The organism is Shewanella waksmanii ATCC BAA-643 (assembly GCF_000518805.1).
In the GTDB taxonomy this organism is placed as follows: domain Bacteria; phylum Pseudomonadota; class Gammaproteobacteria; order Enterobacterales; family Shewanellaceae; genus Shewanella; species Shewanella waksmanii.
In genome coordinates this window covers 206,592-224,874 of record NZ_JAEH01000005.1, presented here as the reverse complement: position 1 = coordinate 224,874, position 18,283 = coordinate 206,592, and the positions used below count along the sequence as shown (strand labels likewise).

Here is an 18,283-nt window from a genome sequence, read left to right as displayed (position 1 = left end):
GAATGACCCCATCAATGACAGATGGATATGACTGCTACCAAAATGCACAAGCAGAGCGTGTGAATGGTATTTTGAAGCAAGAGTTTTTGCTTAATCGCTGCAGAACGATGAAAGAGCTTGGCGTTTTAATCAAGGAATCGATAGAGATTTATAATCAATTACGGCCGCACCTTAGTTTAGGAATGAAAACCCCAAATGAGGTGCATGAAAAAGCCAGTTGGGAATACCAACTGGCTTAATAAAAACCGTCAACCTATTTTAGGACTAGACATATTTTGCTTAGATAACGCGAGAGAACTGCTGTTGGCGGGCTTTCTCACGGTAGTAGACGTCAAAACAGATACAGATATTACGGATCAACAAGCGACCTGTTGGACTAATCGAGATCTGACGGTCGGTAATATCAACAAGCTTATCATCGACGAAAGTTTGCAGTAATTTTAGGTCTTCACTGAAGTAGTCTTCAAAAGTGATCCCTAGCTGCTCGTCAATCTTGTTCATATCAAGGTCGAAGTGGCAAATTAGCTGCTTAATTACTACGCGACGGATTTCATCGTCACGGTTAAGTTTGCAGCCTTTCCACAGTGCATGACCTGATGCGTCAACAGACTCGTAGTATGGACGAATATCTTTCTGGTTTTGTGCGTAGCAATCGCCAATTTGGCTGATTGAAGATACACCTAAACCTAATAAGTCACACTCTTCTTGGGTGGTATACCCTTGGAAGTTACGGTGTAGACGACCTTCGTTCTGCAGAATGGATAGCTCGTCATCTGGCTTAGCGAAGTGATCCATACCAATGTACTGGTAGCCGGCACCGGTTAAGGTCTCGATGGTTTGATGCAGCATATCTAGCTTCTGTTGTGGCGAAGCTAAATCTTCATCTTTGATCTTACGTTGCGCCGCAAAGCGTGCCGGTAAGTGCGCGTAGTTAAACACGGATAAACGGTCTGGTGATAGATCCAGTACACGTTGCATGGTTTCTGCAAAGGTCTCTGGCGTCTGATGTGGCAGACCATAAATTAAATCGATGTTGGTCGATACAAAGCCCATCTCTTTGGCTTTTGCCATGAGGTCGAAGATGAACTGCTCATCTTGCTCACGGTTAACCGCCACTTGGACTTTCTTGTTGAAATCTTGCACACCAATAGAGATGCGGTTGAAACCCGCCTCTTTTAGGGTGTCTAGCATAGTGAGTTCGATTTCACGTGGATCTACTTCAATCGAGTACTCGCCTTTATCTGCCACATTGAAGTGTTCTTTAATCAATGCAGATAGACGCAGGATTTGCTCTGGGTTTAAGAATGTAGGAGTACCGCCACCCCAGTGAATTTGTGTCACTAGGTAGTCTTTAAACAGTGGTGCACGCTTAACGATTTCGGCTGCAAGATACTCGATGTATTGGTCAGCTTTATGTTGGTGACGAGTAATCACCTTATTGCAGCCACAGTAGTAACAAAGCTTGGCGCAGAAAGGAATATGGATGTACAGCGATAGCTTGTCACTTTTGCTATTTTTGATTGAAGTCAGTAAATCTTCTTCTACAAAAGAATCGTCGAATTCAAGCGCGGTCGGGTAAGACGTGTAACGGGGACCGCTATAATTATATTTTTCGATCATTGACTGATCCCAATTAATTTGGGTGGGCTGCTTCAAGGCGTGTCCTCCGAGCTGGTAATTTAGCAACTTCCGAAGTATGCAATGTAATCGATTAAATAACCTTGATCCATGTTGAAAAATTTGAATCTGTACACACTTCGGATATTAAAAAACTGAAAACTATGAAGCCTATCATTGTTGAAGGCGTGTTAATGATTCTCGTTTGCTGTCACCTGATAGGTTTCGGCAATCTGTTTAGCTTCTTGTAAAATACGAGCCTCTAATGCGCTTTCCGATTTCATGCGGGTCAAATCTAGCTGCATACGCTGTTTTTTAGGCAAGGCCTTACGCGCTTCCATGATTGGGTGCGATTCAATGAGTGCAAAATGTTCAAACAGTGCAGGGTAGTTCGCCGTTGCTTGCTCTGCTAGGTTAGCTATGGCAAATAATTTCCCTATACGCATCACCCCCTCAGACAGTTCACAGCGCTCTTCTAGCATGGCGGTGGCTATGTAATGGATGTCGGTGGTAATGGCTTGTTCACGTTGTAAAGCGGCTTGTTGCTGCTCTGCAAGTTTAGCTTGCTGGGCTTGCGTTTGCTGCCGCAGCTTCATTAACAAGAACCCAGCATAGGTTGCCAAGGCAATAATGACGAGTGAGCCGATTAAGAGTAAAGAGTTAGTCATTGGCGTTTGCTTTATTGGTTACTGATAGATAAATGGCATCGATATCGATGCCATTTATAGTTCATTGGGGACGAAGTTACTTGTCTTGGTAATCTTTAAGTAGGTCTGCACCTGACTCAAATTTCTCTAACAAGTCGTCATCGCTACCGGTAGTGGTTTTCATGACATGTTCTAGATCGTCAGCTTCAGAAATGCCAAGACGCTCCATCAGGCGCTCTATTTCATTTAACTGTACATCAAGCCACTTCTGATCGGCATCGTTAAGATCACGGCCTTCTTCAAGCATGTCGAGCAGCTGATTTAGTCTAGGATCATCTTCAAGCTTGAGTAGCTTCTGCTCGTCGGTCAGCTTAGGCTGCTTTGGCTTGCTCACTGCCGCTTTAGGTGTCTCTGGCAAGTTGAGCGCTACCGGCTTTTTACTGCCGTGACGTGGATCGGCAGACTGCTTACTACCACCAGGTGCTTTTTGATTGATGACCTTGGCGTCGTGACGGCTACCCGCACGGTTGCCGCTTTCTTGCTTTTTTCCCGCCAACACGCGGTCTTTCTTCTTGGTTCTTGGTGCGAGTTTAGGCGCATTTTCATTGGCTTTGCGCGTTTTTTTGCGGGACATAGCTTTATCTCAATAACAAATAAATAGTGTATCGGCTTGAGGTGTGATTCAAGCAGATGAACTTGGGTCGCGTGTTATATCAGATTCTGATGGTTTTTGCACCAAAATGAGATCATTTGCAGCGAATAATAGCCTAAAGTTGGCTTGATTGGCTAGAAACTCAAAAGTGGCGCGCTGATAAAAGCTCACGTGAGTTAAATTATCTTTGTGGTGCCATTTCTCAAACCCGCTAAGTTGGGTTAGCAACTGAGTGCTAATGGCCATCCAGCCGCCAGGCTTTAATAGTGAGCACAATAGTTGCCACTCTCGATGGGGAAAGCGGAAGTGCTCAAATACGCGGTAACAGCAAATAAAGTCATACTGGCGTTGTAATAAAGTGTGGTCAGCAGCGAAAAATGGATCGTATTGCAGCAATTGATGGCCTTGAGCCTCAACATTGGCGAGGGTTGAGGCATCGGCGATGCGTCCGAAATTAAGTCCGACTAACGGTGCGCTTTGTTGTTGCTGGCATTGGTCAACTAAGCTAGTAATAAACTGTTGTAGTGGCCGTTGTTTGCTGTTGGCTTGGCGATATTTACTTTGTTCGGCGCTCGGAGGCAGGTGAGAGCTGGCGTCGGCAAACAAGAGTTGGCATTCTTCGCAGCGGAAATAATGGCGTTTCCTATCTTGGTAGAAATTAACAACACGATTACGCGTACACAGGGGACATCTTCGCATGAATGTGGATTGACTCTTGTTAACGACAGCGTAGTGGTATTTTGCCATAAAAAAAGGCGACAGTATGACTGTCGCCTTCCAAAAAAGTACTCAAGGTACTTAATCCTGATTCCAAGTTTCCTTACTTGCTATGCGACTTTCCCGGTCAGTATCCATCTTTTTTTAGTCTGCTTTCCATGCATTTCTTTTCGTTTTCGGTCTTCCAGACACTTTATCTTCGTCCTGTTGCCTTCCTGACCACAGCTTCCGTAGATGGTCTTCAATGACTCATCGTTTATCCATGCCGTCTTCTATGACGTTAAGCCAACCATCCATGTTGATTTTTTTTAGCTTAGTTGCTCAGGGAAATAATGCATCAACAGCCGCACTGCGTTGCTATCATCTCTGAACGAGTAAGGAGGAGTGCTTAATCAGCGATTGGCCTTCCTAACCAATTTCCTTACAAATATTCTGGACCTGGACTTCAAGTTGAAATCACTACTCTTATTATTTTTAGAGAGTGGTCTTAAGTATATTATTGTTATTGAATATATTTATTCTTATATCTTAAATGATTACATATCGAAATCTGTTCGTTGTTATTAAAAATTTTTGTTACAAACAGTTGGGTTCATCTCGATACGGGCACAATTAAACCTAAATCTGTGATCACTGTCAAGCATCAATTTGATGAAGTTTACGTAAACGTAAGCTTGGGGGTAATAAAAAAGGTGGCTTAGCCACCTTTCATTCACAAGCACTAATGGTTACTTAAGGCTTGAAATATATTTAGATAATGCTTCGATATCGTCGCTATTAAGTTTTTTAGCTACGTCGCGCATCATGCCATTTAAATCGTTGTTACGATTTGTATCATGAAACTTATTCAACTGAATCTTGATGTAGTTAGCATGCTGACCACCAATCATTGGGTAGCCGGCTGCTTCCATACCTTTACCAGAAGGACCATGACAGGCAATACATGCGGTAATGCCGCGAGTCATGTCACCGCCTTTATACAGCTGCTCACCTAAAGCGGGTACGTCTTTAACGTCTGCTGCAGTTTGAGTCTGTGAGGCATAGTAAGCCGCTAAATCTTCAATATCTTGATCACTTAGCGCGGCAGCCATCGGGCTCATCATTGGGTCGTTACGACCTTCTTTACCACCTGTGTGAGCAGCTTTACGTAGATCAACAAGCTGCTTTTTCAGGTAGCCTTCTTGCTGACCGGCGATTTTTGGGTACATGTCTATCATGCTGTTACCATCAACACCGTGACAGGCAGAACAAACGATTGATTTAGTTTTCCCTGCTTCAGCATTGCCTTCAGCCATTACTGGTGAAGAGATTGAGGCTAAAACTGATAGCGCAATTGCTAGCTTTTTCATGGCGTTCCAACTTTTAGTTAATTTTTTTGTCCTGAGCTTACTAGGGATACCTGCAAGCGTGATAAAATGTAATTTATGTGATCGGAGTAATATTTTACACGAAATTGTGCAAATGTAAGCAACTCTTCGATATTTAACGTACAGAATTAACAAATTTTGGAGTGGCAAGTGTCTGAATCTCGTATGGACTTCCGTAAGGCTAAATTTTTAATCAGTGCGCCAGACATTGCGCACCTTGATGAGCACTTGCCTGGCGACGTTGGGGTAGAGATCGCTTTTGCGGGTCGATCTAATGCGGGTAAGTCGAGTGCTTTGAACCTGTTAACAGAGCAAAAGAACTTAGCAAGAACCAGTAAAACTCCCGGTCGCACCCAGCTAATTAACGTGTTTGCCTTAGACGAGCACCGCCGCTTAGTGGATTTACCGGGTTATGGTTTTGCGCAAGTGCCGTTGGCGATGAAACGTAAATGGCAACAGGCGCTAGGGCAATACCTACAAGAACGTGAATGCTTAAGTGGTGTGGTGGTATTGATGGATATCCGTCATCCACTTAAAGACTTGGATTTACAGATGATAGAGTGGGGCGTGCAAAGCGACATTCCGGTATTGGCCTTGCTGACTAAAGCAGACAAATTGGCACAAAGTGCACGAATGAAGACCGTCAATAGCGTACGCAAGCAGCTGGCTGATTATGGCGATGCCGTGAAAGTTGAACCTTTCTCGTCGCTTAAAGGCTTAGGTAAAAATAAGGTACTGGGCATTCTTAATGAGTGGTGCCACCCGCAGTGGTTAGTTGAGGCGTTGGAAGAACAGGCTCAACAGCAAGAAAAGTAAGCTAATTGATTGCACGAATAGCGCTCCCATATGGGGGCGTTTTTTATGCCCGTAGATAGGGCTTGGGGAACGTGCGGACAAAAAAATGCCGACGGATAAACCATCGGCAAAAATATAAATTAGCTCTTTTGGGGAGAAGCTAAATTCAACAAGACTCAAGTTCCATCAAGTTAGGTCGATGGCGCTCAATAACCACAGCATAGCGCATTTATGTTACAGTTTGAAGTATTTGCTCTAAAATAAATTACAGACGAAAAAAAGCCCCAGCAGAGAGTCTCTGCTGGGGCGCCATAATTTGGCTGTCACTATAAAGTGAAATAAAAGGTCTGAAAGATAGAACATCTTAACCTCTGTACCCTACGCAGAGAATATTAGCGCATTAGACGGCATATGAAAAACTGTTTTTTGTAAAAAACGACAATAATGTGATCAAGATCTAACGAGTAGGCTGATTTTTGAGCGGATTTTGGTAGTAAATTTTCAATTTTATAGCGATATTTGAGCAACTTACGCACAATAAAACAAAAAACGTCCCTAAAATGATCTTTTAGAGACGTTTTACGTTTTTACTCGAGTTTGGATTCGCGCAGTGAGGTTTAGTGCGCTTGTTCCCAGTTGTCACCGATACCGGCTTCAGCAAGCAGTTCGACATCTAAACTGGCAGCTTTGGCCATAATGTCACAGACTTTGCTTTTCAGTGCCTCAGCATGCTCGCTATCGACTTCAAACACTAATTCATCGTGTACCTGCATCATCATAGTGATTTCACCGTGAGTCTCTTCTGCAATCCACTTAGCGACATCAATCATAGCTTTCTTAATGATATCGGCAGCCGTACCTTGCATTGGCGCGTTAATGGCGGCGCGCTCGGCAGCTTGACGGCGCATCGCATTGCGATCCTTAATGGCAGGAAGATACAGTCTGCGTCCAAATAACGTGGAAACATAGCCAAGATCTGCAGCTTCTGCGCGAGTATCTTCCATGTACTTCAATACCCCTGGGTAACGCTTAAAGTAGGTATCAATGTACTTTTGGGCTTCTGCACGCGGAATATCGAGCTGCTTGGCTAATCCAAATGCAGACATGCCATAAATCAAACCAAAGTTAACCGCTTTCGCACGGCGGCGTTGTTCAGTGGTGACTTCTGTAAAATCGACGTCGAACACTTCTGCCGCAGTTGCGCGGTGAATATCTTTACCGGCAGCAAACGCGCTCAATAAGCCTTTATCTTGTGACAAGTGCGCCATAATACGCAGTTCAATTTGTGAGTAATCCGCGGCAAGTACTTTACGGCCCTGCGCTGCAATAAAGGCATGGCGTATACGGCGACCCTCTTCTGTACGAATGGGGATATTTTGCAGGTTGGGCTCGCTAGAAGACAAGCGCCCGGTCGCAGCATTTGCTTGATGGTAACTCGTATGCACTCGTCCTGTTTGGGCGTTTACCATCAAAGGGAGCTTATCAGTGTAGGTACTTTTCAGCTTAATCAGGCTGCGGTGCTGCAAAATGATCTTAGGCAGAGGGTAATCAAGAGCCAGTTCAACCAGCACCTCTTCTGCGGTTGATGGTGCCCCTTTAGGGGTTTTTTTGATTACCGGGTATCCTAATTTTTCGAAGAACAAGGCTTGCAACTGCTTGGTAGAGCTAAGATTAAATTCTTCACCGGCAATGTCGTAGGCTTGTTGTTCAAGTTCATCGATCTTGCGAGCCAATTCGTCGCTTTGTTGCCCAAGCAGCATGCTATCAATCAGCACTCCACCACGTTCTATTTGCGAAAGAATTGTCAGTAAGGGCAGTTCAATATCGGTAAATACACTGGCTAGGTCGCTGGCTTTTTCCAGTCTAGGCCATAAATGCTGATGCAAACGTAGAGTGATATCGGCATCTTCGGCCGCATAAGGACCGGCGGTCTCTAGTGGGATTTGGTTAAAGGTTAGCTGTTTAGCACCTTTACCAGCAATCTCTTCAAAGCTGATATTCTTATGACCTAAGTACTTTAATGCCAGGTCATCCATGTTGTGCTTCGAGGCAACCGAATTAAATACATAAGACTCCAGCATAGTGTCAAATGCTACCCCTTTGAGGGTGATACCTACATTGGCCAATATGCTCATATCATATTTTAAATTTTGGCCAACTTTCTTCAGCTGTGGATCTTCTAGCAATGGCTTTAGCTTGGCCAGTGCAATGTCTGCGTCTACCTGTTCTGGCGCATCGACGTAGTCGTGGTTAAGGGGCAGGTAGGCCGCTTCACCGGCTTTGACAGCAAAAGAGACCCCGACTAACTTCGCTTGCATGTAATCTAAGCTAGTGGTTTCGGTGTCAAAGGCAAATAACTCGCTGTTGGACAGCTTGTCGATCCATTGATCAAGTTCATCAAGGGTTAAAATGGTGGTGTAATTTGCTTCAATAGCGGGCGATGCTGCAACCTGTTCACCGCCATCGTCTGCGGTTGCAGCAGGCTTGTTAGAAAGTACTTCTGCTAGCCAGCGTTTAAACTCCATTTCCCCGTAGCACTTTATCAACTCATCTTTGTTGGGCTCATTGATGTTCAGTTGGTGCCAATCTTGTTCAAGCTCTACATCCAATTTAATCGTGGCGAGCTCGTAAGATAACTTTAGCATGTCACCATGTTCAGCAATTTTTGCAGGCATAGTTTTGGAGCCGCGGAAACCGAGTGCTGGCATTTTTTCTGGATTGGCTAATATCGCATCCACGCCACCAACACCGTTGAGCATTGCTAGCGCGGTTTTTTCGCCCACACCAGGTAAACCCGGAATGTTATCGGCCTTGTCTCCTTGTAGCGCCAACAGGTCGATAATGAGTTCAGGGCCAACACCAAACTTTTCAGTGACTTCAGCAGGGCCAAGGATAGTATTGGTCATGGTATTGATTAAGGTGACGTTGTCATCAACCAATTGCGCCATATCTTTATCACCAGTGCTGATAAGTACCGCGCGACCCTCTTTACTCGCCTGGGTGGCGATGGTGCCGATAACATCATCTGCTTCGACGCCAGGAATACTCACTAGCGGCAGACCAAGCGCTTTAATAATTTGATGAAGAGGGGCGATTTGGCTACGCAAATCATCGGGCATGGGTGGACGTTGAGCCTTATATTCCGCATACATCTCATTGCGGAATGTTGGGCCTTTTGCATCAAATACAACCGCCATTTGGCTTGGCTTATATTGATTCAATAAGCTGCGAAGCATATTAATCACGCCGTAAACAGCCCCCGTTGCTTCACCTTTAGAGTTCGTTAAATGTGGTGGTGCATAGTAAGCACGGTATAGATAGGAAGAACCATCCACAAGGATCAGCGGGTTATCGGCAATAGTAGGCATATAGTTGTTTCGATTTGGCAATTCTATGATGGCGCTAGCATGCCACAGACAGAGGATTTCGGCCACGCAAAAATCATCCACTGCCTGTGGATAAGTCTGTGAGCTAAAAATAGGATAAGATCCATAGACTTAGATAAGGCTACGGAGTGTGGATCTTAACTTGCTGATTTATAGTTGAAAAAAATAAAAGTGTGAACTAGATAAGACTTCTTGACAAATAATTCTAATTTGTGGACTTATTATTTTTTTGTCGTGTAAATCGACTTGACTGCGACGCATATTTCCCCACAACAAAGTCGATGCACTAACTTAGCATGAAAAATAGACAGATCAAGCAGTTTGTTACAGTTTGGTTAAAACAAATAGATCTATAGCAATTGGTTTTAATGAACAAATCTACAAACCCGCTAGGGCGCGGAGTTAGCCCGGCGACGTTGACTGTCGATAAACCCTTGTAGCATGCCCACTAGCAAGCCACCTAAGTGGGCGCCATTGGCGATGGATAAGCCAAACATATCGGTAAAGCCAAGTACCAACCATACCAACATGAAACCTACATAGGCGCGCGGTAAACTGATGCCGCACTGTGGTGCGCGGGTGCCCATTATCCAGGTGTACCCAAACACGGCATAGACAACCCCGGAGAGGCCGCCAAAGTTGGGACCGGTCATATAATATTGCACTATATTGGGTAAAGTACCGGCAACCACCAGTATGATGGCTAGCGGCGCTAGGCCAATGCGGTTTTCTATCTTGCCGCCCAAATACCACCACCACAATAAGTTGAAGATGATATGTAGCGCAGAGAAATGCATCAAGCTTGGAGTAAACACCCGCCAGAATTGGCTAAATTCGGCCTGAGGTACAGCGCCAAAAAACGCTAGCTGCTCGAAAATTTGGTTTGCAAAACCAATATTGAAGCCAATAAAAATTAGGCTGCAAATGGCTATCACAGCGAGTGTCAGCGGCCCTGCACCAGTAATAAACTGACTAAAGAGCTGCAATGAGGGCGCACCATAATCAAATTTGGTTTGGGTTGAGCCGTTGTCCCACGAAGCCTGTAAATACTTCTCATCATAGGGGTTAGCTAAAAAGGCTTGATACTCTGTTTGCGCTCGGTGCAGATGGGTTTCATCGCTAACGGTAAGCATGACCCCTTCGGCAACAGGATGTATTTGGCAATCAACGCCTTGACCTTTGAGGTAATCGACTAAGGCTTGCGCTGCCCTTGGGTTAGGCAGGTGACCGATTTCCCACATAGGTAATCCTTAACGCGTTTTAGGAGTAATAGCTTGAACTATAACTGTTCTCGCCAAGCCTGAAAACCACCATCGAGGCTATATACATCATCGAAACCTTGCTCATTGAGGTAGGTTGCCGCACTTTGGCTGCTGATGCCGTGATAGCAAACCACGACTAATGGCTGGTCCATATCGGCATCGCCAATAAATTGCGCTAAATTTTCATTAGTGAGGTTGATTGATTGCGGGATATTGCCGGCTTCAAAGCTAGCGGCATCACGGATATCAACAATTTGTGGTTGGCTCTGTTCGCTCATTTGAATGAGTTGGTTAACGCTGAGGTGCTGAAAAGCAGACATGGTACTTCCTGAATGAATCTTTGCTAATGCAGCATAGTGTGCAATAAGGAGCTGCAGGTGTACAGCTCCTTATGCACTGGCAAATTAACGCCAATCGAGAATGACTTTGCCTGACTGCCCCGAACGCATGGCATCGAAACCTTGCTGGAAGTCATCGATGTTGTAGTGATGGGTGATAATAGGAGAGATATCTAAGCCAGATTGAATCAAACTGGCCATTTTGTACCATGTTTCAAACATTTCACGCCCATAAATGCCTTTGATCACTAGGCCTTTAAAGATCACCTTACTCCAGTCAATGGCCATTTCGCCACCAGGAATACCGAGCATGGCAATTTTACCGCCATGGTTCATGGTATCGAGCATAGAGTGAAAAGCTGCGGGTACGCCGGACATTTCCAGCCCGACATCAAAGCCTTCTGTCATCCCCAATTCGCTCATCACATCTTCTAGTTTTTCCGTTGCCACGTTAACGGTGCGGGTTGCGCCCATTTTCTTGGCCAAATCTAGGCGGTATTCATTCACATCGGTGATCACAACATGGCGTGCGCCCACGTGTTTACAGACCGCGGCAGCCATAATACCAATAGGGCCTGCACCGGTGATCATTACATCTTCACCGACTAAATCAAATGATAGTGCGGTATGTACGGCATTGCCGAAGGGGTCAAAGATGGCCGCTAAGTCATCAGAAATATCGTCAGGGATCTTAAAAGCGTTAAAGGCTGGGATCACCAAGTACTCGGCGAACGCACCATCACGGTTGACGCCGACACCTGAGGTATTACGGCACAAATGTGTGCGGCCCGCACGGCAGTTACGGCAGTGACCACAGGTAATATGACCTTCACCCGATACGCGGTCACCTAGGCTGAATCCACGGACTTCTTGACCAATACCAACCACTTCGCCCACATATTCGTGGCCGACAACCATAGGAACAGGAATGGTATTTTGTGACCACTCGTCCCAGTTATAGATATGTACATCGGTGCCACAGATAGCGGTTTTGCTGATCTTAATCAGTAAGTCGTTATGCCCTAGCTCTGGCTCTGGTGCATCGACCATCCAGATGCCTTCTTCAGGCTTAAGTTTACTTAATGCTTTCATGACGAACTCCTAAATAATGTCCATCTCTTTGGCGATACGGGTAAAGGCTTCGATTGCTCTATCTAGCTGTGCTTTAGTGTGCGCTGCTGACATTTGTGTACGAATACGTGCTTGGCCTTTAGGTACAACAGGGAAAGAGAAGCCAATAACATAAATGTGTTCTTCTAGCAGGCGGTTAGCGAAATCGCTGGCCAATTTAGCATCGCCAATCATCACTGGAATGATGGCATGGTCGGCGCCACCAAGTGTGAAACCTGCCGCAGTCATTTGCTCGCGGAAGTAGCGACTATTTTCCCATACAGCTTCGCGCAATGCTTGGCCAGACTTGAGCATTTCAAGAACATGGATTGACGCGGTGACAATAGAAGGTGCAAGCGAGTTAGAGAAAAGGTATGGACGTGAACGTTGACGCAACCAGTCAATCACCTCTTTCTTACCTGAAGTGAAACCGCCAGATGCTCCGCCTAATGCTTTACCTAACGTACCGGTGATGATATCGACGCGATCCATCACTTCGCAATATTCATGGGTGCCGCGACCTTCATTGCCGACAAAGCCTACAGCATGAGAATCATCAACCATGACCAGTGCGCCATATTTGTCTGCTAAGTCACAAACCCCTTTTAGGTTGGCAATCACACCGTCCATAGAGAACACGCCATCGGTCGCAATAAGGATATGACGTGCACCGGCCTCTTTTGCCGCTTTAAGTTGAGTTTCTAAGTCTGCCATATCATTGTTGGCATAACGAAAACGTTTAGCTTTACATAAACGCACACCATCAATAATTGAAGCGTGGTTCAATGCGTCAGAAATAATGGCGTCTTCAGCACTAAGCAAAGTCTCGAACAAGCCTGCATTAGCGTCAAAGCAAGAAGAATACAAAATGGTATCTTCCATACCCAAAAACTCACTTAAACTGGCTTCAAGTTGCTTATGGATATCTTGAGTACCACAAATAAAGCGTACAGATGCCATCCCGAAACCGTGCTTATCTAAGCCAGACTGTGCCGCTTTAACTAGTTCAGGGTGATTGGCTAAACCTAAGTAGTTGTTGGCGCAAAAGTTCATTACTTCATGGCCATTAACTTCAATTTCAGTTTGCTGCGCAGATACAATGACACGCTCACTTTTGTATAGGCCTTCAGCCTTGGTATCGGCAAGCTGCTGATTGATTTGATTGTAGAATGAGGTCGTAGACACCTGCTGTCTCCTTCACTTAATTGTTCTAGTTTTGCTCACTAAGTATTCGACTAATCATAGCGAAGATTCGCTCAATTGGTGTAGTGAGTGCATGGGTATTGGTTGTTGCCCGTTGTGTTTACATTAGCCATATCACCTAAATATTGCTGATAACACCTTGAGGGTATTCATTATCGCCCCAGATTTCCGGCAAAATTGCGATGGCTTCTTTAGTTAAAAACAACGTTAAAGTGGCCGAATTCTAACCTTAAACTAAGGTAAGCAGACACTCTTTTTTTGTGGGATTACCTAAGATCGTGCATTCATCACTTTTAGATAACAAAAACTAATGCGAAAAATAACATTCAGCTGCCAACAAGTGTGGTTGCGGCAGCTGAAGGGAATAGCCCAAGTGTGGTTTATGCGACTTGCTGTGCTTGTTGCTTAGCGAGTTGTTGATAGTGTTGCTCGACCTTCAAAAATGTCGCTTTGGCTGACGGTGTGGCATAGGCCTTAAAAATCATAATGACCCGTAAGAGCCCTTCGTAAAGTGATGTTTTGGTAATCTGACTGTGATCAGCGTGATGGGTGAGGCGATTGCTGATCCAAAAACACGCCACCATACGAATTGTGTCAGTTAAGGGGGTGATCTCTTCATCGGCAATATCGAGTACACCATCTTGTTTTAGCTTGACCAGGATTTGTGAGGCTCGTTGCAGAAAGGTTTGATGGGTTTGCGCGTAGAGCTGATTCAACTCTGCATCACGGCCAAGAATGATCACTAAGTTGGCGTACATGAAGCGGAATTCCCATAGGGTATAAAACAGCGCATCGAAATAGCCCATCAACAAATCAATGCTGACCTCTTCATCTTCGTAGGGCTGAAATCCCGCAGTCAAATGCTCTTGATATAAGTTAAATATCGAGCGGATGATGTCTTCTTTGTTGCGAAAGTGATAGTACAAATTACCAGGACTGATGCCTAAATGGGCGGCAATGTGGTTGGTGGTGATACTGCGCTCACCGTGTTCGTTGAACAACGCTAGGCTGGCATGAACTATTTTATCGCGGGTTTTCATGGTGTTCCTGTTCACTCTTATGTCGCTAGTGACCTTAGTGTCAAATTGCTTTACCTCGTGGAGCTGGGCAATCAACACTATGCTGATTGCACCAATTTATCAGTAAAGTATTGACTAAGGCTACTCAGACCACTCAAGCATTGGCTAACTGGCGATAATGTTGCTCTAGGCGTTGAAATGTCGGCAAAGAGCTGGCAGTCGAATGCGCTTTAAGTAACATGATGACCCGCAGCAGTCCTTGATAGATGACGGCTTTGTCGATGGTGACGGTACTTAAGTGGGTTTGTTTATACCCAATCCAAAAACAGGCAATCATGCGCATGGTGTCTGCTAGTGGGCTAATATCAGCGTCTTCAATTTCTAATAAGCCATCTTTTTTAAGATTGGCGAGAATGGCACTTGAGCGTGCCAGGGCTTGCTCTTGAACCACCAGATAACGTGCGAGAAGGGTTTGGTCACGATTGAGGATGTCGGTGATATTGGTGTACATGAAGCGAAAATGCCAAAGAATATCGAACATGGTATCGAAATACCCAACCAACAATTCCACGTCCACCTGTTGGTCCACATAGGGTTGAAAACCGACTTGTAATTTGGCTTCGTACAAAGAAAAAATAGACTGGATAATGTCTTCTTTGTTCTTGAAATGATAGTACAAATTACCTGGACTGATGCCAAGGTCTGCGGCGATATGATTGGTAGTGATGCTGCGCTCACCGTGCTCGTTAAATAACTTTAAGCTTCCATGCACAATCTTTTCGCTGGTTTTCATCGAGTTAGCAATCCTTTTTCATTTGTCGTTATCATTAACAATCTTTACTCTGAACGCAAGCCTTAACAGCGCAATCGCAGATATTATGCTGGCTTATGTTAGAATTGCGCCATTAGCGCCCCAATTTGACTGTAAGTACACAATTTATGAATCGTTTTGTCTATTCAGTGATCCTATATGTTATTTCACCTTTGTTGGTGCTGTATTTACTGGTACGCGGGTTTAAAAGTCCGAGTTACCGTCAACGTTGGGGCGAGCGTTTTGGGTGCAGCTCCTTGCAACAGACTGACTTGCTATTCCATTGTGTTTCTATGGGGGAGACATTAGCCGCATTGCCGCTGATAAAACGGATTATGCAACTGCACCCCCAATTGACCATTACGGTGACAACCACGAGTCCAACCGGGTCAACCGAAGTGGTTAAAGCGTTAGGTGATCAAGTTCAGCATTGTTATCTACCGTTTGATATTCCGGTTTGTACACGTCGCTTTCTTGCCCAGGTCTCACCGCGTGTTTGTGTGATTATGGAGACCGAGTTGTGGCCAAATTTACTGCATTACTCGCACAAAAATGGCGTGAAACTCATGCTTGCCAATGCACGCTTATCTGATAAATCGGCTCAGCAATACCAACGACGACCCAAGTTGTCGTTGCCTATGCTAGGTTTGCTTGATGGTATCTTGGCGCAGGATAACAAGACCGCTGAGCGTTTTGTGGCACTGGGAGTTGCGCCTGACAAGGTTAAGGTGACAGGCAGCTTAAAATTCGATTTAAACATTTCAGCAGATTTGAGCTTACAAGCCCAGACATTACGCCAAACTTGGCAAGCACAGCAGCGTCCGATATGGATTGCTGGCAGTGTTCATCCGGGAGAGTTTGCCGCCATGCTTGCGGCTCATCAGCATTTACTGACTGAGTTCCCCAATGCGTTGATGGTAATGGTACCTCGTCATCCTGAGCAGTTTGACGCCGCGGCAGAGGCGGTGAGTGCGGTAAATTTAAGTGTCAGTCGCCGTAGCAGTCAGCAAGCTGTAACAGCTGCTACCCAAGTGGTTTTAGGGGACACGATGGGCGAGCTGTTGATGTTCTATGGCGCAGCAGATCAAGCTTTTGTCGGCGGTACCTTAATTGATAACGGTGGCCATAACCCACTGGAGCCGGCTGCGCTGGGCTTACCTGTCTATGTTGGACCACAACATTGGGATTTTGCCGAGATCACGCAGTTGCTGCAGCAGGCCGGCAGCCTGAGCGTGATTGATGATGGCGAGATGTTAGCTCAGCAGCTAATCAGCAAGTTTAAGCAGCCACAGTTGCACCAGCAAGCGAGCCAAGCAGGCCTTGATGTGTTGGCCAATAATAAAGGCGCGTTAACCCAGCAGTTTGATTTGATTGCTGCGCAATTATAGCGGTTACTTTTGACTTGATACGTGGTTGTAGCCATCAAGGAGTGCTTGCCACTGCGCCATATCGAAATCCAACGTTGACTGTTTTAGCTTCTCTTTGTTGAATGAGCGTAGCAAGCGCTTAATGTTGGCTTGCTGCCAGCTGGAATGCGGCGATTTGATGCAGCCACGATCGAAATCAATCAGATAAAACTCATCGCCACTGATAAGGATATTTTTGGCATTAAGGTCAGCATGGTACACCCCACGCTGATGAAAAGTGGCAATCAGTTCACCTAATGCGCGCCACTGTGGCGTGGTCATGGCGGTTTCAGTGAGATAGGCGACGAGATCTTTTGCACCGCTTACCCGCTCGATAATAATATCGCCGCGATAATGCAGCCCCTGGCGAGTAATTTGTGCCGCGATTGGTTTAGGGACGTTAAACCCTTCTTGATATAGCTGCTCTAACAATGCCAATTCGGCAACGGCTCGGGTACGCGTTAACCCCGTGTACAAGTAGGCATCACGGCTTAACTTCTCCATCAAGCCCCCACGGTAATAGTGACGCAATACCCAATTGGCATTGGATTGAACGTCAATCACTGTCGGGTCAACAAACCAAGTGGTATAACGACCCGTTGACGAGCCGGTAACCGCGCTATGCTGGTGCCAAAAGGCTGCAGTAAACCAAAGCGGACTGATACAGCTTGGTGTGTCTTGGCAGTATGCAATGACGCTCTTTTCTATGGTTTTTATCTGCATGGATTGGCTTAATTAATAACAAACTATCGCGCTATTCTACTCCAACTGACCGCAGGGGGTAAGCTTGAGTTATGGATTAACAGTTTTTGTGGACATCACTTGGTGTGGTTGCGGTTGTAGATTACACTCGCTATATCCTTTTGCTAGCTTTTAGAGCCATGACACTGAATTTAGATTCTGCTCGTTCGTTATGTTTATTACGGCTGTCTGCCATTGGTGATGTTTGCCATGCTGTGGCGATGGTGCAGGCGATACAGCGACAATATCCGCAGCTGCGAATTACTTGGGTGATAGGGAAAGTTGAATATCAGCTATTACGTCACCTTGAAGGCATTGATTTTGTGGTGTTTGACAAATCTTTGGGTTGGCGCAGTTATTGGCAGCTAAAACAAGCACTATCGGGTCAGCGTTTTGATGTGCTATTGCATATGCAGGTTGCGCTACGAGCAACGATTGCATCTATGATGATCAGTGCCAAGACCCGGGTTGGGTTTGACCGTGCTCGAGCTAAAGAAGGCCAGTGGTTGGTGACCAATCATCATGTTGAGCCCTTAGCGACCCCGCACGTGCTTGAGGGGTTTATGGGTTTTGCCAAAGCCATTGGCGTGCAAGATTTAACACCTACTTGGGATATTCCGGTGCCCGCCAGCGACAGCGAATTTGCAGCGAACGTGGTTGGCAATGACAAAGTGATGATTATTTGTGCCGCGGCGAGCAAAGCCGAGCGCAATTGGTTGCCCGAACGATATGCGGCAATCGCAGATCATGCTGCAACATTGGGTTTTCGGGTTTTGTTGTGCGGCGGTCCATCTGAGCTAGAGCTCAACTTAGCGACTCAAATTGCCGGCAACAGCCAATCCGCCATTGAAAATTGGGTCGGTAAAACATCACTTACCCAATTGTTGGCATTGCTCGGGCAAGCTAAGCTCGTTGTTGCGCCAGATACTGGGCCCGCGCATATGGCTGTGACCCAGAACACCGCGGTTATTGGTCTTTATGCACATTCAAATCCGGGTCGAACCGGCCCATATACTAGCCTAGATTACGTGGTCAATGTTTATCCGCAGGCAATAGCCCAGCAGTTTAATGCCTCTGTTCCTTGGGGGACCCGTGCTAAAGGCGCAGACTTAATGAAAATGATTAGTATTGATATGGTGAAAGCGCAAATTGACCGCATATCGCACCAACAAGCGCTGTTGTGATAAACTCGCTTATCCAGACGATCTACTT

Annotated in this window: 17 protein-coding genes; 4 read left to right on the top strand and 13 right to left on the bottom strand. The window is 45.6% G+C overall.

What is annotated here, in order from left to right; all coding sequences use genetic code 11:
• On the top strand, positions 1-239 hold a 239-nt coding region (locus L865_RS0103750), incomplete at its 5' end, for an integrase core domain-containing protein (protein ID WP_028772007.1).
• Between the two features lie 40 nt (positions 240-279).
• On the opposite strand, the gene hemN is transcribed toward L865_RS0103750, so the two are convergent.
• From hemN to L865_RS0103725, 5 genes are all read right to left on the bottom strand, one after another.
• Positions 280-1,656 carry an oxygen-independent coproporphyrinogen III oxidase gene (gene hemN, locus L865_RS0103745; protein WP_084632461.1) on the bottom strand — a complete coding sequence of 459 codons (1,377 nt, stop codon included), beginning with the start codon at positions 1,654-1,656 and terminating at the stop codon, positions 280-282.
• A gap of 152 nt (positions 1,657-1,808) precedes the next feature.
• Positions 1,809-2,285: a DUF2489 domain-containing protein gene (locus tag L865_RS0103740; RefSeq protein ID WP_028772005.1), complete on the bottom strand. Its 477-nt coding sequence runs from the start codon at positions 2,283-2,285 to the stop codon at positions 1,809-1,811.
• A 76-nt stretch (positions 2,286-2,361) separates the two neighbouring features.
• A complete protein-coding gene (gene yihI, locus L865_RS0103735; protein WP_028772004.1) occupies positions 2,362-2,898 on the bottom strand; it encodes a Der GTPase-activating protein YihI in 537 nt (178 codons plus the stop codon).
• A 48-nt stretch (positions 2,899-2,946) separates the two neighbouring features.
• Positions 2,947-3,615 carry a class I SAM-dependent methyltransferase gene (locus tag L865_RS23060; protein WP_037470494.1) on the bottom strand — a complete coding sequence of 223 codons (669 nt, stop codon included), beginning with the start codon at positions 3,613-3,615 and terminating at the stop codon, positions 2,947-2,949.
• A gap of 746 nt (positions 3,616-4,361) precedes the next feature.
• Positions 4,362-4,982: a c-type cytochrome gene (locus L865_RS0103725; protein ID WP_028772003.1), complete on the bottom strand. Its 621-nt coding sequence runs from the start codon at positions 4,980-4,982 to the stop codon at positions 4,362-4,364.
• Positions 4,983-5,150: 168 nt separating this feature from the next.
• Here L865_RS0103725 and yihA point away from each other — a divergent pair, with 168 nt between their 5' ends.
• Positions 5,151-5,816 (top strand): ribosome biogenesis GTP-binding protein YihA/YsxC, encoded by a 666-nt coding sequence (yihA, locus tag L865_RS0103720; RefSeq protein ID WP_028772002.1) that lies wholly within the window; start codon positions 5,151-5,153, stop codon positions 5,814-5,816.
• Positions 5,817-6,412: 596 nt separating this feature from the next.
• On the opposite strand, the gene polA is transcribed toward yihA, so the two are convergent.
• From polA to L865_RS0103685, 7 genes are all read right to left on the bottom strand, one after another.
• Positions 6,413-9,163, bottom strand: coding sequence for a DNA polymerase I (gene polA, locus L865_RS0103715; protein ID WP_028772001.1), 2,751 nt, complete (start codon positions 9,161-9,163; stop codon positions 6,413-6,415).
• Between the two features lie 407 nt (positions 9,164-9,570).
• Positions 9,571-10,422: a rhomboid family intramembrane serine protease GlpG gene (glpG, locus tag L865_RS0103710; protein ID WP_028772000.1), complete on the bottom strand. Its 852-nt coding sequence runs from the start codon at positions 10,420-10,422 to the stop codon at positions 9,571-9,573.
• Positions 10,423-10,460: 38 nt separating this feature from the next.
• Positions 10,461-10,763 carry a thiosulfate sulfurtransferase GlpE gene (gene glpE / locus L865_RS0103705; RefSeq protein WP_028771999.1) on the bottom strand — a complete coding sequence of 101 codons (303 nt, stop codon included), beginning with the start codon at positions 10,761-10,763 and terminating at the stop codon, positions 10,461-10,463.
• Between the two features lie 84 nt (positions 10,764-10,847).
• The gene (gene tdh / locus L865_RS0103700; RefSeq protein ID WP_028771998.1) at positions 10,848-11,873 is read right to left on the bottom strand and encodes an L-threonine 3-dehydrogenase; all 1,026 of its coding nucleotides are present in this window, start codon (positions 11,871-11,873) and stop codon (positions 10,848-10,850) included.
• 9 nt (positions 11,874-11,882) lie between these two features.
• Positions 11,883-13,076, bottom strand: a complete 1,194-nt coding sequence (locus tag L865_RS0103695) for a glycine C-acetyltransferase (RefSeq protein WP_028771997.1) — start codon at positions 13,074-13,076, stop codon at positions 11,883-11,885.
• A 398-nt stretch (positions 13,077-13,474) separates the two neighbouring features.
• Positions 13,475-14,134, bottom strand: coding sequence for a TetR/AcrR family transcriptional regulator (locus L865_RS0103690; protein ID WP_028771996.1), 660 nt, complete (start codon positions 14,132-14,134; stop codon positions 13,475-13,477).
• 133 nt (positions 14,135-14,267) lie between these two features.
• Positions 14,268-14,906, bottom strand: coding sequence for a TetR/AcrR family transcriptional regulator (locus L865_RS0103685; RefSeq protein ID WP_028771995.1), 639 nt, complete (start codon positions 14,904-14,906; stop codon positions 14,268-14,270).
• A 146-nt stretch (positions 14,907-15,052) separates the two neighbouring features.
• Between L865_RS0103685 and waaA the strand changes: the two genes are divergently transcribed.
• On the top strand, positions 15,053-16,312 hold the full coding sequence (gene waaA, locus L865_RS0103680) for a lipid IV(A) 3-deoxy-D-manno-octulosonic acid transferase (protein ID WP_028771994.1): 1,260 nt from the start codon (positions 15,053-15,055) through the stop codon (positions 16,310-16,312).
• 3 nt (positions 16,313-16,315) lie between these two features.
• On the opposite strand, the gene L865_RS0103675 is transcribed toward waaA, so the two are convergent.
• On the bottom strand, positions 16,316-17,053 hold the full coding sequence (locus L865_RS0103675) for a 3-deoxy-D-manno-octulosonic acid kinase (RefSeq protein WP_028771993.1): 738 nt from the start codon (positions 17,051-17,053) through the stop codon (positions 16,316-16,318).
• A 158-nt stretch (positions 17,054-17,211) separates the two neighbouring features.
• Here L865_RS0103675 and L865_RS0103670 point away from each other — a divergent pair, with 158 nt between their 5' ends.
• Positions 17,212-18,255: a glycosyltransferase family 9 protein gene (locus L865_RS0103670; RefSeq protein WP_028771992.1), complete on the top strand. Its 1,044-nt coding sequence runs from the start codon at positions 17,212-17,214 to the stop codon at positions 18,253-18,255.
• The last annotated feature ends 28 nt before the right edge of the window (positions 18,256-18,283 follow it).

Coding starts and splice junctions, on each gene's coding strand:
- L865_RS0103740 (WP_028772005.1), bottom strand. CDS start 2,285: ATGACTAACTCTTTACTCTTAATCGGCTCACTCGTCATTATTGCCTTG.
- yihI (WP_028772004.1), bottom strand. CDS start 2,898: ATGTCCCGCAAAAAAACGCGCAAAGCCAATGAAAATGCGCCTAAACTC.
- L865_RS23060 (WP_037470494.1), bottom strand. CDS start 3,615: ATGCGAAGATGTCCCCTGTGTACGCGTAATCGTGTTGTTAATTTCTAC.
- L865_RS0103725 (WP_028772003.1), bottom strand. CDS start 4,982: ATGAAAAAGCTAGCAATTGCGCTATCAGTTTTAGCCTCAATCTCTTCA.
- polA (WP_028772001.1), bottom strand. CDS start 9,163: ATGCCTACTATTGCCGATAACCCGCTGATCCTTGTGGATGGTTCTTCC.
- glpG (WP_028772000.1), bottom strand. CDS start 10,422: ATGTGGGAAATCGGTCACCTGCCTAACCCAAGGGCAGCGCAAGCCTTA.
- glpE (WP_028771999.1), bottom strand. CDS start 10,763: ATGTCTGCTTTTCAGCACCTCAGCGTTAACCAACTCATTCAAATGAGC.
- tdh (WP_028771998.1), bottom strand. CDS start 11,873: ATGAAAGCATTAAGTAAACTTAAGCCTGAAGAAGGCATCTGGATGGTC.
- L865_RS0103690 (WP_028771996.1), bottom strand. CDS start 14,134: ATGAAAACCCGCGATAAAATAGTTCATGCCAGCCTAGCGTTGTTCAAC.
- L865_RS0103685 (WP_028771995.1), bottom strand. CDS start 14,906: ATGAAAACCAGCGAAAAGATTGTGCATGGAAGCTTAAAGTTATTTAAC.
- waaA (WP_028771994.1), top strand. CDS start 15,053: ATGAATCGTTTTGTCTATTCAGTGATCCTATATGTTATTTCACCTTTG.
- L865_RS0103675 (WP_028771993.1), bottom strand. CDS start 17,053: ATGCAGATAAAAACCATAGAAAAGAGCGTCATTGCATACTGCCAAGAC.
- L865_RS0103670 (WP_028771992.1), top strand. CDS start 17,212: ATGACACTGAATTTAGATTCTGCTCGTTCGTTATGTTTATTACGGCTG.